This is a genomic window from Streptomyces sp. TLI_146, assembly GCF_002846415.1.
Lineage (GTDB): Bacteria > Actinomycetota > Actinomycetes > Streptomycetales > Streptomycetaceae > Streptomyces.
Genome location: NZ_PJMX01000001.1, coordinates 6,623,489 through 6,637,138 on the forward strand (window position 1 = coordinate 6,623,489; position 13,650 = coordinate 6,637,138).

The 13,650-nt window shown below is 72.2% G+C and carries 14 protein-coding genes; 8 read left to right on the top strand and 6 right to left on the bottom strand.

Annotated elements, in window-relative coordinates:
• Positions 1-47: 47 nt before the first annotated feature.
• On the bottom strand, positions 48-578 hold the full coding sequence (locus tag BX283_RS29610; protein WP_101390517.1) for a TerD family protein: 531 nt from the start codon (positions 576-578) through the stop codon (positions 48-50).
• 124 nt (positions 579-702) lie between these two features.
• Between BX283_RS29610 and BX283_RS29615 the strand changes: the two genes are divergently transcribed.
• The 3 genes from BX283_RS29615 (at position 703) to BX283_RS29625 (ending at position 2,956) form a co-directional block, all read left to right on the top strand.
• Positions 703-1,308 (top strand): YdbC family protein, encoded by a 606-nt coding sequence (locus BX283_RS29615; RefSeq protein WP_101390518.1) that lies wholly within the window; start codon positions 703-705, stop codon positions 1,306-1,308.
• Between the two features lie 64 nt (positions 1,309-1,372).
• The gene (locus tag BX283_RS29620; RefSeq protein ID WP_101390519.1) at positions 1,373-2,032 is read left to right on the top strand and encodes a histidine phosphatase family protein; all 660 of its coding nucleotides are present in this window, start codon (positions 1,373-1,375) and stop codon (positions 2,030-2,032) included.
• A 12-nt stretch (positions 2,033-2,044) separates the two neighbouring features.
• The gene (locus BX283_RS29625; RefSeq protein ID WP_101390520.1) at positions 2,045-2,956 is read left to right on the top strand and encodes an ADP-ribosylglycohydrolase family protein; all 912 of its coding nucleotides are present in this window, start codon (positions 2,045-2,047) and stop codon (positions 2,954-2,956) included.
• Between the two features lie 71 nt (positions 2,957-3,027).
• Here BX283_RS29625 and BX283_RS29630 read toward each other — a convergent pair whose 3' ends face one another.
• Complete coding sequence (locus BX283_RS29630) at positions 3,028-4,584, bottom strand: MFS transporter (RefSeq protein WP_101390521.1); 1,557 nt, start codon at positions 4,582-4,584, stop codon at positions 3,028-3,030.
• 217 nt (positions 4,585-4,801) lie between these two features.
• Here BX283_RS29630 and BX283_RS29635 point away from each other — a divergent pair, with 217 nt between their 5' ends.
• The 3 genes from BX283_RS29635 to BX283_RS41740 all read left to right on the top strand — a co-directional run bounded on the left by BX283_RS29635 (position 4,802) and on the right by BX283_RS41740 (position 6,975).
• Positions 4,802-5,428 (top strand): TetR/AcrR family transcriptional regulator, encoded by a 627-nt coding sequence (locus BX283_RS29635; protein WP_101390522.1) that lies wholly within the window; start codon positions 4,802-4,804, stop codon positions 5,426-5,428.
• 120 nt (positions 5,429-5,548) lie between these two features.
• Positions 5,549-6,259, top strand: a complete 711-nt coding sequence (locus tag BX283_RS29640) for a ribonuclease HII (RefSeq protein WP_101390523.1) — start codon at positions 5,549-5,551, stop codon at positions 6,257-6,259.
• A gap of 392 nt (positions 6,260-6,651) precedes the next feature.
• Positions 6,652-6,975 carry a hypothetical protein gene (locus BX283_RS41740; protein ID WP_257583927.1) on the top strand — a complete coding sequence of 108 codons (324 nt, stop codon included), beginning with the start codon at positions 6,652-6,654 and terminating at the stop codon, positions 6,973-6,975.
• 228 nt (positions 6,976-7,203) lie between these two features.
• On the opposite strand, the gene BX283_RS29650 is transcribed toward BX283_RS41740, so the two are convergent.
• The 3 genes from BX283_RS29650 to BX283_RS29660 all read right to left on the bottom strand — a co-directional run bounded on the left by BX283_RS29650 (position 7,204) and on the right by BX283_RS29660 (position 10,874).
• The gene (locus BX283_RS29650; protein ID WP_101390525.1) at positions 7,204-7,830 is read right to left on the bottom strand and encodes a hypothetical protein; all 627 of its coding nucleotides are present in this window, start codon (positions 7,828-7,830) and stop codon (positions 7,204-7,206) included.
• A 222-nt stretch (positions 7,831-8,052) separates the two neighbouring features.
• Positions 8,053-10,221, bottom strand: a complete 2,169-nt coding sequence (locus BX283_RS29655) for a RecQ family ATP-dependent DNA helicase (protein ID WP_101390526.1) — start codon at positions 10,219-10,221, stop codon at positions 8,053-8,055.
• A 59-nt stretch (positions 10,222-10,280) separates the two neighbouring features.
• On the bottom strand, positions 10,281-10,874 hold the full coding sequence (locus tag BX283_RS29660) for a TetR/AcrR family transcriptional regulator (RefSeq protein WP_101390527.1): 594 nt from the start codon (positions 10,872-10,874) through the stop codon (positions 10,281-10,283).
• A 171-nt stretch (positions 10,875-11,045) separates the two neighbouring features.
• Here BX283_RS29660 and BX283_RS29665 point away from each other — a divergent pair, with 171 nt between their 5' ends.
• Positions 11,046-11,462: a pyridoxamine 5'-phosphate oxidase family protein gene (locus BX283_RS29665; protein WP_101390528.1), complete on the top strand. Its 417-nt coding sequence runs from the start codon at positions 11,046-11,048 to the stop codon at positions 11,460-11,462.
• A gap of 94 nt (positions 11,463-11,556) precedes the next feature.
• Here the strand turns inward: BX283_RS29665 and BX283_RS29670 are convergent, their stop codons facing one another.
• Positions 11,557-12,003 (bottom strand): nuclear transport factor 2 family protein, encoded by a 447-nt coding sequence (locus tag BX283_RS29670; RefSeq protein WP_101390529.1) that lies wholly within the window; start codon positions 12,001-12,003, stop codon positions 11,557-11,559.
• A gap of 143 nt (positions 12,004-12,146) precedes the next feature.
• Between BX283_RS29670 and BX283_RS29675 the strand changes: the two genes are divergently transcribed.
• Positions 12,147-13,616, top strand: coding sequence for an FAD-dependent monooxygenase (locus BX283_RS29675; RefSeq protein WP_101390530.1), 1,470 nt, complete (start codon positions 12,147-12,149; stop codon positions 13,614-13,616).
• The last annotated feature ends 34 nt before the right edge of the window (positions 13,617-13,650 follow it).

The window sequence follows — 13,650 nt, forward strand, 5'->3', positions numbered from 1 at the left end:
GCCCCTCCGCGCCCCTGTGCTTCACCTACGTACTACGTACGTAGGAGTCAGACGGCCCGCGCGCCCATCGCCGCGGTGAAGGCGTCCGGGTCCAGATCGAAGCCGCGTACGGCCGGGCGGAGCTCCCAGGCGCCGCCCGGGGTCCGGACGAACTCCGCGACCGTCGCGGCCGTGCTCTGGGCCACCGACGAGAAGTCGTCGCTCGCCAGCTCCCGGTACCCCTCGCGGATGCGGACCTCGGGGTTGGCCACGTCCGCGAAGACGAGCCGGTCCGGGCGCTGCTGGATGACCACGCCGACCACGATCCGGGCGTGGGCCTCGGGCTGGCGGGCGAATTCCAGCGTCAGCACCTCGTCGTCCCCGAAGCCCTTTCCGGTGGTGCTGTCGCGGCTCAGATAGACCGTGCCGTCGGGTGAGCGGCTGTCGAAGTGCACCAGATAGGCGGGGCTGCCGTACGGATCGGACGCCGGGTAGACCGCGGCGATCACATCGAGGTCGTGGGCCGGGGAGCCGACCGGGCTCGGGTCCCACCGCAGTGCCACCTCGACCTTGTCGAGTCCCTTGCTGAAGCCGCTCATCCCCAAACCCCTCCCCGTGACTGCCCGTTGTCAGCCGCTCACCGACCATGCTGCCACGCGCGCGGGGCGGTCCGGTCCTGCGGAGTGGGACCGGCGCCAGGGGCGCTGGCCGTACGATGGCGCGGTGCTGGTCAAGTGGATTCGCTGCACTGTGGTCGACCGTCCCGGCTTCGACCGGGGGCAGCGGAAGTGGGCGGGACTGCTGGGGGAGCCGGGATTCAGGGGCCAGGGCGGCGGGTGGAGCCGGGGGCGGGCGGATGTGGCGCACGTCTTCACCTTCTGGGAGAGCCGCCCCTTCTACGACTCCTTCATGGCGCGTGCCCACGACCGGCTCGCCGCCGCGCAGTCCGGCACGTTCAAGGACGCGCGCGTCAAGCTGTTCGACCACCGCTTCGATGTGAAGACCGGCTTCGAGCCGCGCTTCGGCGACGCCGACGTGGTGCGGGTGGCGCACTGCCGGGTGCACGCCGACCGCGTCGAGCACTTCAGCAGCGCGCAGGAGCGGATCTGGAACCCGGCGATGGCCGGGTCGCCCGGGATGCTGCGCGGGGTGTTCGGGGAGGCCCCGGGCAACGAGTTCCTGGTGCTCTCCATGTGGCGGTCGGCGGCCGAGCACGGCAAGTACCGGGCCGACCGGGTGGAGCGCCTCGCGCTGCGCGCGGGGACGGAGGCGGATGTCGCGGGCCTGTCCGGGGCCGTCGTCGACCTCAATCCCAGCTGGACGGTGTGAGCGATACGCCGGATGGCGGCCGGACGGCTGCTCGAATGTCAGACCGGCGATCTAGGGTTTACGCATGGCAAGACCGCGTCGCATCGTCCTCGTCCGGCACGGCGAGTCGGAGGGGAACGCCGACGACACCGTGTACGAGCGCGAGCCCGACCACGCGCTGCGGCTCACCGCGACCGGGCGGCGGCAGGCGGAGGAGACGGGGGAGCGGCTGCGCGAGATGTTCGGGCGCGAGCGCGTCAGCGTCTACGTCTCGCCGTACCGGCGCACCCACGAGACGTTCCGGGCGTTCGGGCTCGATCCGGAGCTCGTGCGGATCAGGGAGGAGCCCAGGCTCCGCGAGCAGGACTGGGGGAACTGGCAGGACCGCGACGACGTAAGGCTCCAGAAGGCCTACCGGGACGCGTACGGACACTTCTTCTACCGCTTCGCGCAGGGCGAGTCGGGGGCGGACGTGTACGACCGGGTGGGGTCGTTCCTGGAGAGCCTGCACCGCAGCTTCGAGGCGCCCGACCACCCGCCGAACGTCCTGCTCGTCACCCACGGCCTGACGATGCGGCTGTTCTGCATGCGCTGGTTCCACTGGACGGTGGCGGACTTCGAGTCGCTCTCCAATCCGGGGAACGCGGAGACCAGGACGCTGCTCCTCGGCCCCGACGGGCGGTACACGCTGGACCGGCAGTTCGAGCGGTGGCGCGTCCCCGAGCCGTACGGCATCACCGGATAGAGTGGGTGTGCGATGACCGCTGACTCCACACTCGAATCACGCTTCGAACGCGCGCTGGGCAGCCTGCGCGGGCTGTCCGTGGGAGACGCCCTGGGCTCCCAGTTCTTCGTCCCCGCCCACTATCCGCTGCTCAAACGGCGCCAACTGCCCGACGGCCCGTGGCAGTGGACCGACGACACCGAGATGGCCTGCTCGGTCCTGGCCGTACTGGCCGCGCACGGCCGGATCGACCAGGACCGGCTCGCCCGCTCCTTCGCCGAGCACCACGACTTCGACCGGGGGTACGGCCCGGCCGTCAACCGGATGCTGCGGCTGATCCGGGAGGGCGGGGACTGGCGGGAGCTGGCCGCCGCGCTCTTCAACGGGCAGGGCTCCTGGGGCAACGGCTCCGCGATGCGGATCGCGCCGCTGGGCGCCTGGTACGCGGACGACCCGGAGCAGGCCACCCACCAGGCCGAGATCTCCTCGTACACCACCCACCAGCACCGCGAGGCCGTGGTGGGCTCGATGGCGGTGGCGGCCGCCGCCGCGCTGGCCGCCGCTCCGGCGGGCCCGCCGACCCCGGCGGAGCTGCTCGACGGCGTCGTGGCACTGGTGCCGCGCAGCGCGGTCGGCGCGGGGCTCAGGCGGGCGCGGGACATGCTGGACTACGGGGACGCGGGCACGGTGGCCGCGGTGCTCGGGTGCGGGCGGCGGACCAGTGCGCACGACACGGTGCCGTTCGCGCTGTGGTCGGCGGCGCGCTCGCTCGGCGACTACGAGAAGGCGTTCTGGACGACCGCGCAGGCGGGCGGCGACGTCGACACCACCTGCGCGATCGTCGGCGGGGTGATCGCGGCCGGCAAGGCCGGGGCGCCCCCGGCCGAGTGGCTGGCGCGGACCGAGGAGCTGCCGGGCTGGGTCCCGGCGACGGTCTCGGGCTGAGCCGGATCCGGGGCCCGGGGCCTTCGCCGGGGGCGCTGCCGTGGCGGCCCCGACCGGTGGGGCGCCGCGGGTCAGCCCGGCACGCCCGCCTTGCCGCTCAGCGCCTCCAGATCGCTCTTGCGGACCTGGATGACGAAGATCGCGACCAGGGACGCGAGGGACACCAGGGCCACGGCGGCGATGAAGGCCGTGCCGATGCCGTGGGCGAGGACCTCGTCGCTCCAGGGCGCGGGCAGCTGGTGGGTCTTGGCGAAGGCCGCCTTCTGCTCGGGTGAGCCGTGCGCGAGGAAGTCCTTGAGCTGGGTCCTGCCCTCGTCGCGGCTCGCGGTGCCGAAGACCGTGGTCAGGATGGACAGACCGAGCGCGCCGCCGACCTGCTGGGTGGTGTTGAGCAGGCCGGACGCGGCGCCGGACTCGCTGTCGGCGACGCCGGAGACCGCGGTCAGGGTGAGCGTGACGAAGTTCAGGCCCATGCCGAAGCCGAAGAGCAGCAGCGGCCCGATGATCCCGCCGGTGTAGGTGCTGTCCGGGTCGATCAGGGTCAGCCAGGCCATGGCGCCCGCGGTGATCAGCGAACCGGCGACCACGATGGGCTTGGGCCCGATGCGGGGCAGCAGGTTCGTGGCTAGGCCCGCCGCGAGGACGATCGCCAGGGTCGAGGGGAAGAAGGCGACTCCGGCCTTGACCGGGCTGTAGTGCAGCACGTTCTGCACGAAGAGCACGATGAAGAAGAACATGCCGAACATGGCCGCGGCGAGGCTCAGCATGATCACGTACGTACCGGAGCGGTTGCGGTCGGCGAACATCCGCAGCGGGGTGATGGGCTGGGCGGAGCGGCGCTCCACCGCGACGAAGGCGAGGAGCAGGACCACGGCCGCGCCGAAGGAGGCCAGGGTGAGGCCGTCGCGCCAGCCGTCGCTCGCGGCCCGGATGAACCCGTAGACCAGGGCCGCCATGCCGCCGGTCGAGGTGAACGCGCCGGCCAGGTCGAAGGTGCCGGAGTGGCGCTCGGACTCCCGGATGTAGCGCGGTGCGAGCGCGGCGATGACCACGCCGATGGGCACGTTGACGAAGAGCACCCAGCGCCAGTTGAGCCAGTCGGTGAGCATGCCGCCCGCGATCAGGCCGATGGCGCCGCCGCCCGCCGAGACCGCCGAGAAGACGCCGAACGCCCGGTTGCGCTCGGGGCCTTCGGGGAACGTGGTCGCGATCAGGGCGAGCGAGGTGGGGGAGGCGATGGCGCCGCCGATGCCCTGGAGGGCGCGGGCGGCGAGCAGTTGCCAGGGTTCCTGGGCGAAGCCGCCGAGGAGCGAGGCGAGGGTGAAGACCAGGATGCCGGTGATGAACATCCGGCGCCGGCCGAGGAGGTCGCCGGCCCGGCCGCCGAGCAGCAGCAGCCCGCCGAAGGTCAGCGCGTAGGCGTTGATGACCCAGGTCAGGTCGCTGGTGGAGAAGCCGAGGGAGGTCTGGATGTGGGGGAGCGCGATGTTCACGATCGTCGCGTCCAGGACCACCATCAGCTGGCACATCGCGATGACCGTGAGGGCGATGCCGGGACGGTCGGGGCGCGGTGGATGCGGTTCGGGTGCGGGGGTGCCGGGCTTCGCGTCTATCTGATCTGACGTCATAAAGGGTCCCTTGAGACGTACTAGGAAACGCCACCGTTCACTATCGAAGACCCTAGCGAGCCGGAAAGAGTGAACACAAGCGTTCACTAAGGGGAGTTGGGGCTGGTTGGCGCCGGGATGGTGGTTCCCGTACGGGGTGTTCGGGGACGCCGTTCCTGGTCAAACGGCCGACGGGCCACCACCATGGGGGCAGACCGTCCCCAACGGAGAGAAGACGATGGCTACTTCGCGCTGGACTGCTGCCGACGAGGCCCCGCAGGTCTCGCCGCGCCGCCGGGGCCCCGTCCTGGAACGGGCGATCCTCGACGCGGCCCTGGAGCAGTTGAGCACGGTCGGCTGGAACGCCCTCACCATGGAGGGCGTGGCCGCCGGGGCGCAGACCGGGAAGGCCGCGGTGTACCGCCGCTGGTCCTCCAAGGAGGAGCTGGTGGCCGACGCGCTGCGGGCCGGGTTCCCCCATCTGGACCGGGCCGACGACCACGGTTCGCTGCGCGAGGACCTCTACCAGCTCTGTCTGCGGCTGCGGGAGGCGATGTACTCGCGGTCGGGTTTCGCCCTGCGCTCGGTGCTTTACGAGTGCGACGCCGCCAGCGCCGAACGGTTCCACGGGATGGTGCTGCGGCGTCTGGTCGAGCCCGCCCAGCGGCTCTTCCGGGAGGCCGTGCGGCGCGGAATCGAGCGGGGCGAGGTACGGGCCGACGCCACGGCGGAGGTGATCTTCGACGTCATTCCCGGGCTGATGATGTTCCGCGCGAAGGTACGCGGAAGCGAATGGCCCGACGAGGCGGTCGCGGAGATGATCGATCACGTGATGGTGCCGTTGCTGCGGGCGGGGAATGCCTGATCAGGGGGTGCGGGACTGTCTGATCGGGGCGTGCCGCCCGGCCTGATCGCGGTGTGCTCGCGCGGTACGGGGTGGCCGGGGTGTCCTCGGCAGCGCGGGCGGCGTAACCTTGCTGGCGCCATGCCGTACGAACCACCCACCCACACCGTCGAGCGCTCACTCCGCGCCACCACCGGATGCAAGATCATCGCCGGTGTCGACGAAGTCGGACGCGGGGCGTGGGCCGGTCCCGTCACGGTGTGCGCCGCCATCACGGGGCTGCGCCGACCGCCCGAGGGTCTGACCGACTCCAAGCTGATCAGCCCCAAGCGCCGCCTCGAACTGGCCGGGGAGCTGGAGTCCTGGGTGACGTCGTACGCACTCGGGCACTCCTCGCCGCAGGAGATCGACGAGCTCGGAATGACCGCCGCGCTCCGTCTCGCCGCAGTCCGCGCGCTGGACGCGCTTCCGGTACGGCCGGAGGCGGTGATCCTCGACGGCAAGCACGACTACCTCGGCGAGCCGTGGCGGGTCCGTACCGTCATCAAGGGGGACCAGTCCTGCATCGCGGTCGCGGCCGCCTCGGTGATCGCCAAGGTGCGCCGGGACGCGATGATGGCCGAACTCGGGGGAGCGGCGGGGGAGTACGAGGCGTTCGGCTTCGGCGACAACGCGGGCTACCCCTCGCCCACGCACAAGACGGCTCTGGAGGAGTGGGGTCCGACCCCGTACCACCGGCTGTCCTGGGCGTACCTCGACGCGCTGCCGCGCTGGCGGCACTTGAAGAAGGCCCGGGTCTCGGCGGCGGCGGCCGCACTGGAAAGCGGGGGCCAGCTCGGCTTCGACTTCTGAAATCCCTGGACTTTCCCCGCCCTTTACGGGGAGACTCCGCCCCGATCGCACTTTTGTGCCCACCCGGTGGTGCCCCATTCACCGGCGTTTGATAGACCTTTACCCATGCCTCTCATCCCCGAGGAGCCTCAGATTCACGAGAGCGCCCAGGGTCCCCGCGTCACTCCGGCCGCCGGCCGCACCGCGCCGACCCCCCGTCCCGTTCCTGGTCCGCGTACCGCGGCCGCACCGCGTCCCGGAACTCCGGGCCCCGGTCCCGCCCGGCCCACGCCCCCGCGCAGCGCACGCACACCGCCGCGCAGCCCCAGGCGCCCCGTCCGGCCGCTTCCGGGCCGCAGGTCCAGCTGATCCCGGCCGCGGCCGACGGCGCGCTCGACGCCGCGGGCGAGGCGGTGGACCTGCTGCTCGACACCGGTCGCGCGCCGGGCGACATCCTGGTCCTCACCACGGGTGAGCAGCATCCGTGGGCGGCGCACGAGCTGTCCTTCGGCGAGGAGTCGTACTGGGCGCAGCACGATGCCCGCGACGACGTGTTCTACGCGTCCGCCGCGGTCGCCGCGCGTGCGGCCGGTCGGCCCGTGGTGATCGTCGCCGTCAACGGCGGGGATGACGCTGCTGTGGCCGCGCTGTCGGTCGCCCGGGAGCGGGCGGGGGCGCTGCTGATCGTCTGCGGTGATCCACAGCGGGTCAACGCGGTGCTTGGCGCCGGCGTCTGAGTTTGGGCGCGCCGCCTTTTCGGCCCGGGGTTTGTCTGCGGGGCGGTGGGGGCTGGCCGCGCAGTTCCTCGCGCCCCTGGGCCCGTTGTCGTCTGCGGGGCGGTGGGGGCTGGCCCGGCCCTGAATCCGTTGTCGTCTGCGGGTCGTACGTGGCCGGTCGCGCAGTTCCCCGCGCCCCTCAAACCCGTGGCTGGGCGTGCCCTTCCCCGCGCCCCCTTTCGGGGCGCGCTAGCGTGCTGCCACTCTGCGTAGGGCTTCCGCTGAGCCGCTGCGTACGGGCAGGGGATCGGGGTCGGTGTCCGCGAGGGAGCCGGGGCGGGTTGTGGAGCTGGGGTGGCGGCCGCCGCGGCCCTCGCCCAGCACCTGCCAGCCGGCGCGGGTCAGCGTGATGTACGCGCCGCAGCGCAGCCCGTGCAGGGTGCAGGCGTCCCGCAGGCCCCACATCCAGGCGCCGTCCTCCTCGGTCCAACGCTCGTCGCCGTCACGGCAGTAGAGCAGGACGGCGGTGCGCACCGGGGTCCGGCGGCGCAGGTCGTGCGGGATCACCCGGCGCAGGTGCGCGAGGAGCGCGTTGCGGAACTCCCAGCCGTCGGCGGCGACCGGGCGGCGGACGAACGAGGCGCTGGCAGTCAGCCGTTCCTCGTGGTCCAGGACGGCGACCACGGCCGTCGACGGGGTCGGGCGGTGCCGGACGTGCAGCCCGCTGACCACCTCGCGGGGGTTGCGCAGCAGCGGGATCCCCGCCGAGGCCCACTCCGCGGGCTCCAGCATCCTGGCGAGGCGGTTCGCCGAGGCCGCCGACATGAGGGACGACGCGCCTGCCGAGGCTGCGGACGGTGCGAATCCGAAGGTCACGGTCCTCCCTTCCGGATACGCGCCCACAGTGCGGGCAGGGTCGGGTGAGGGCGCAGCACGGCACGGCCCGGGACACCGGGTCCACCGCTGAGGCGCGGCTCCAATTCTCGCTGGCTCACGGGCACGCGGCAACGAGCAAATGGAGCCGCTGACTGGAATCGGAGGGTATGACGCTCATATCCCTGCCCAGTCGCACCCCCGGTCACGCCCCGGACTCCCGGCTCACCCCTGCACGGCGAGGACCAGCGGAAACACCCCCTGCGCACCCGCCCTGCGCAGCAGCCGGGCCGCCACCGCCAGCGTCCACCCCGTGTCCGAGCGGTCGTCGACGAGCAGCACCGGACCGCCCGCCTCCCGCACCGCCCGCGCCAGCTCGTCCGGCACCGTGAAGGCGTGGTGCAGGGCGCGCACCCGCTGGGCGCTGTTGGAGGCCGGAACGCGGACCCCGGCGGCCTCCTCCCCGTACTCCACCCGCCCCAGGAGCGGCATGCGGCCGATCTCGGCGATCCGGGCGCCCAGCGACTCCACGAGCCGGGGCCTGGTGAGCGAGGCGACGGTGACCACTCCGGCCGGCCGCGGCGGGGCGTCGGGGCCGCCGCCCGCCCAGCCGCCGGGGCCCTTGGCCCAGTCGGCCAGGACGGTCACCACGGCGTCGACCACATCGTCCGGGACCGGTCCGTCGGGGCTCTGGGGGGCGAGCATCGGGCGCAGCCGGTTGCCCCAGCCGATGTCCGAGAGACGGCCCAGGGCCCGGCCGGGGAAGGCCTGTTCGCCCGCGGGGATACGGCCCTTGAGGTCCACGCCGACCGCCGCGAGCCCGGTCGGCCACATCTTGCGGGGCTCGACCTCCACGCCCGGCCTGCCCAGCTCTCCCTTGGCCGCGTCGAGCGCCTTCCCGGAGACGTCGGCGGTGAAGCGGGCGCCCGCGCAGTTGTCGCAGCGGCCGCAGGGGGCCGCCTGCTCGTCGTCGAGCTGGCGGCGCAGGAACTCCATCCGGCAGCCGTCCGTCGCCGCGTAGTCGCGCATCGCCTGCTGCTCGGCGGAGCGCTGGCGGGCCACCCACGCGTACCGCTCCGCGTCGTAGACCCACGGCTGTCCGGTGGACGTCCAGCCGCCCTTGACGCGGTGGACCGCGCCGTCCACGTCGAGGACCTTGAGCATGGTCTCCAGGCGGGTGCGCCGCAGCTCGACCAGCGGCTCCAGGGCGGGCAGGGAGAGCGGGCGGCCCGCCTGGGCCAGCACGTCCAGGGTGCGGCGGACCTGCTCCTCGGGCGGGAAGGCGACCGAGGCGAAGTAGCGCCAGATCGCCTCGTCCTCCTGGCCGGGCAGCAGCAGCACCTCCGCGTGCTCCACCCCGCGGCCCGCGCGGCCCACCTGTTGGTAGTAGGCGATGGGGGAGGAGGGCGAGCCCAGGTGGACCACGAAGCCGAGGTCCGGCTTGTCGAAGCCCATGCCCAGGGCGGAGGTGGCGACCAGCGCCTTGACCCGGTTGGCCAGCAGGTCGTCCTCGGCCTGCTGGCGGTCCGCGTTCTCCGTGCGGCCCGTGTAGGAGGCGACCGGGTGCCCGCACTGGCGCAGATACGCGGTGATCTCCTCGGCGGCCGCCACGGTCAGCGTGTAGATGATCCCGGAGCCCGGCAGCTCGTCCAGGTGGTCGGCGAGCCAGGCCAGGCGGTGGGCCGCGTCCGGCAGCGACAGCACGTTCAGACTCAGGCTCTCGCGGTCGAGGGGGCCGCGCAGCACCAGCGCGTCGGTGTCCGCGCCGGTGCCCAGCTGCTCCGCCACGTCGGCCGTCACGCGCGCGTTGGCCGTCGCCGTCGTCGCGAGGACCGGGACGCCCGGGGGGAGCTCGGCGAGCATGGTGCGCAGCCGGCGGTAGTCGGGGCGGAAGTCGTGGCCCCAGTCGGAGATGCAGTGCGCCTCGTCCACCACGAGCAGGCCGGTGGCCGCCGAGAGCTTGGGCAGCACCTCGTCGCGGAAGTCCGGGTTGTTGAGCCGCTCCGGGCTGACCAGGAGTACGTCGACCTCGCCCGCGGCCACCTCGGCCTGGACGGTCTCCCACTCCTCGGTGTTCGAGGAGTTGATCGTGCGGGCGCGGATGCCCGCGCGGGCGGCGGCCTCCACCTGGTTGCGCATCAGCGCGAGCAGCGGCGAGACGATCACCGTGGGGCCGCTGCCGCGCTCGCGCAGCAGCGAGGTCGCCACGAAGTACACCGCGGACTTGCCCCAGCCGGTGCGCTGGACGACCAGCGCCCGCCGCCCCGCGATGAGCGCCTCGATGGCGCGCCACTGGTCCTCGCGCAGCCGGGCCTCTCCGGTGGGGTCGCCGACGAGGCGGGCCAGGACGGCGTCGGCCTCGGTGCGCGGATCCGTGGTGCTCGTGTGGTTCATGCCCCCATACAACAGGACGGGTCTGACATCCGGCCCGCCGCGCGCCCCCCGGGCGGTCGCTACGGCGTGATGTGGTCCGAGCGCAGGCCGTCCAGGACGATGTCGATGTAGCGCCGCCAGTCGCCGCTGCGGCGGTGCACGATCGAGGTGAGGCCGCAGGTCAGGGCGAGGATGTCGGCGCCCGCGATATCGCGCCGGATGGCGCCGGACGCCTGGCCCTTGCCGACCAGGTCCACCAGCTCCGCCTCCAGGTCGGCCCGCATGGTGCTGGGCGGGCCCTCGGAGCCGAGCGTGCCGCCGACGACGCTGGCGAAGCCCCGGTCGCGCGCCTCCACCTCGCCGACCCGGGTGAGCAGCATCTGGAGCGCTTCGAGCGGCTCGGCCGACTCGCGGCACACCGTGCGGTAGTACGTGAGGATCTCGCCGAAGCGCTGCTGGGAGGCCGCCACGACCATGGCTTCCTTGGTGGGGAAGTGGCGGTAGAGCGTGCCCACGCCGACCTCGGCGTGCCGTGCCACCTCGTCCATGGAGACGTTGGCGCCGCGTTCCGCGAACAGCTCGCGCGCCGCGTTCAGGACCCGGGCCCGGTTGCGCTCCGCGTCGGCCCGGAGCCGGCGGCCACCGCTCTCGGTGACCGGCGTTGACGTTGGCATACGGAACCTCCCTCCGTTTGACTCTACTATGCCCTGACGTCACCTACTGAACCAGCCCCGACTTCACGCCAGTTGGGGTATGCGGTTCGCAGTTGCCCAGCAGGTTTCAAAGGTCGGCCCCGGGTGTTGACAATGGCCTGGTAGCTGCAGTGAGACGGAAGGACGAACACGATGTCGTTGCCCCTGGGGCGTACGAGTGCGCCGGAGGTGTCGGCGTCGGTGGAGGCATTCCTGGCGGAGCCGCACATCGGCACGCTGACCACCATCCGGCCCGACGGGTCCCCGCACGTGGCGCCGGTGCGGTTCACCTGGGACGCGGAGGCGGGGCTCGCGCGGGTGATGACGGTCTCCTCGTCCCGCAAGGCCCGCAACCTGATCGCCACGGCGGGCGGTCGCGTCGCCATCTGCCAGGTGGCCGGGTTCAGTTGGGTCACCCTGGAGGGCACGGCGCAGGTCGTCGACGAGCCCGCCCGGGTCACCGAGGGCGCCAGCCGCTACGCCCGGCGCTACCGCTCCGGCCCGCCCAACCCGCCCGGCCGTGTGGTGGTCGAGATCCGGGTCGACCGCGTGATGAGCCTGAACGTATAGAAGGAGACGAGGGCTCTTCGGCAAGTGGCATGCGGAGAGCGGCGGTACGGGGGGTTCCTCCCCGTACCGCCGCTCTCTTGTCGGCCGGACGTGCTCAGCCCTTGCGGGGCGGGGTGCCGGTCACCCAGATCATGCGCAGCGACAGCAGACTCAGGCGCCAGCCGTCCGGGGTGCGGCGGGCCTTCGCGCTCACCAGGCTTCCGTTCGCGAATATCGGGTCGCGGTCGGCGTCCTCCGGATGGTCGGACGGGTGGTGCACGTGCGTGGAGACGATGTTGGCGCGCAAAGAGGCCTGGTCGCCGTCGATTTCGACCACGGCGGGCGAGTTGATGTGCTGGGTGCGGGCGAAGGCCGCCAGCGCCGTGCTGTGGTACTCGGCGAGGCCCGTGATCCCCTCGTGCCGGCTCATCGGGAACTCGACCACGGCGTCCTCGGTGAACAGCCCCCGGGCCCAGGCGTCATCGAGCTTGTCGTCGTCCAGATTGATCAGGTAGCGGTCCAGGAGTCCCGCGACATCGGCGGTGGATTGGCTTGAGGTCATGGTTGAGGATGACCGGGGACCAGGCCTCTGACCAAGAGTCCTTGTAGCAGAGTTGACGTACTTGTCAAAGGCCTGTACTAGCAGCTATTTACGCTCGCTTGCCCCCTCGGGATACTGGAGAAACGCCAGTCGGAAGAGGGTAGATGTCTAACTTTGACGCGGACGTAATTATCGCGGGAGCCGGCCCCACTGGACTCATGCTCGCGGGCGAACTGCGCCTGAACGGCGTGTCCGTGATTGTCGTCGACCGCCTTGCCGAGCCGATTCAGCAGTCGCGTGCTCTGGGATTCTCGGCGCGTACCATCGAGGAATTCGGCCAGCGCGGACTGCTGTCCCGATTCGGTGAAGTGGACGTCATTCCGGTCGGCCATTTCGGCGGAGTGTCCATCGATTACCGGTTGGTCGAGGGCGGTTCGTACGGCGCCCGGGGCATCCCCCAGTCGCGCACCGAGGGCGTGCTGGCCGGCTGGGCCGGGCAGCTGGGCGCCGAGGTCCGCCGCGGGGTCGAGGTCACCGGCCTGGAGGACGGCGCCGACGGGGTCACCGTGGAGGTCTCCACGCCCGAGGGCCCGGCCACGCTGCGCGGCCGCTACCTGGTGGGCGCGGACGGCGCCCGCAGCGCGGTGCGCAAGCTCGCGGGCATCGACTTCCCGGGCACCGACCCGGCCATCGAGCTCCGGTTCGCCGACATCAGCGGGGTGCCGCTGCGCCCGCGCTTCAGCGGCGAGCGGGTGCCCGGCGGCATGGTCATGGTGCTGCCGCTCGGCCCGGAGCGCTGCCGGATCGTCTACTTCGACCGGAGCGAGCCGCTCCGCAAGAGCCCGGACCCGATCACCTTCGACGAGGTGGCCGAGGCGTTCAAGCGCCTGTCCGGCGAGGACATCAGCGGTGCCACGGTGCACTGGGTCTCCACCACCACCGATGTGAGCCGCCAGGCCGCCGAGTACCGCAAGGGCCGGGTCTTCCTGGCCGGCGACGCCGCGCACATCCATCTGCCCATCGGCGCGCAGGGAATGAGCGCCGGCGTGCAGGACGCGGTGAACCTCGGCTGGAAGCTCGCCCTGGAGATCAAGGGCCAGGCGCCCGAGGGCCTGCTCGACACGTACCACTCCGAGCGCCACCCGGTCGGTGCCCGGGTCCTCACCAACACGCTCGCCCAGCGGATCCTCTACCTGGGCGGCGACGAGATCACCCCGCTGCTCGACGTCTTCACCGAGCTCGCTGAGTTCGAGGACGTCCAGAAGACGCTGATCGGGATGGTCACCGGCCTGGACATCCGGCACGACGTGGGCGAGGGCGACCATCCGCTCCTCGGCCGCCGTCTGAAGGACGAGGAACTGGTGGTCGACGGCAAGAAGACCACCAACTTCGAGCTGCTGGCGGCCGGCAAGGCCGTTCTGTTCGACCTCACCGACGACTCCCACCTGCGCGAGCTCGCCGCAGGCTGGGCCGACCGTGTCACCACGGTCACCGCCAAGCAGCACGACTGCGACGACGGTCTGGACGCCTTCCTGGTGCGCCCCGACGGCTATGTCGCCTGGGTCTCGCCCTCCGCCTCGCGCACGGAGGGGCTCGTCGAATCCCTCAACCGGTGGTTCGGCCGACCCAACTGAGCTGGGCCCGCATCCCTTTCCACTGCCACTCGTA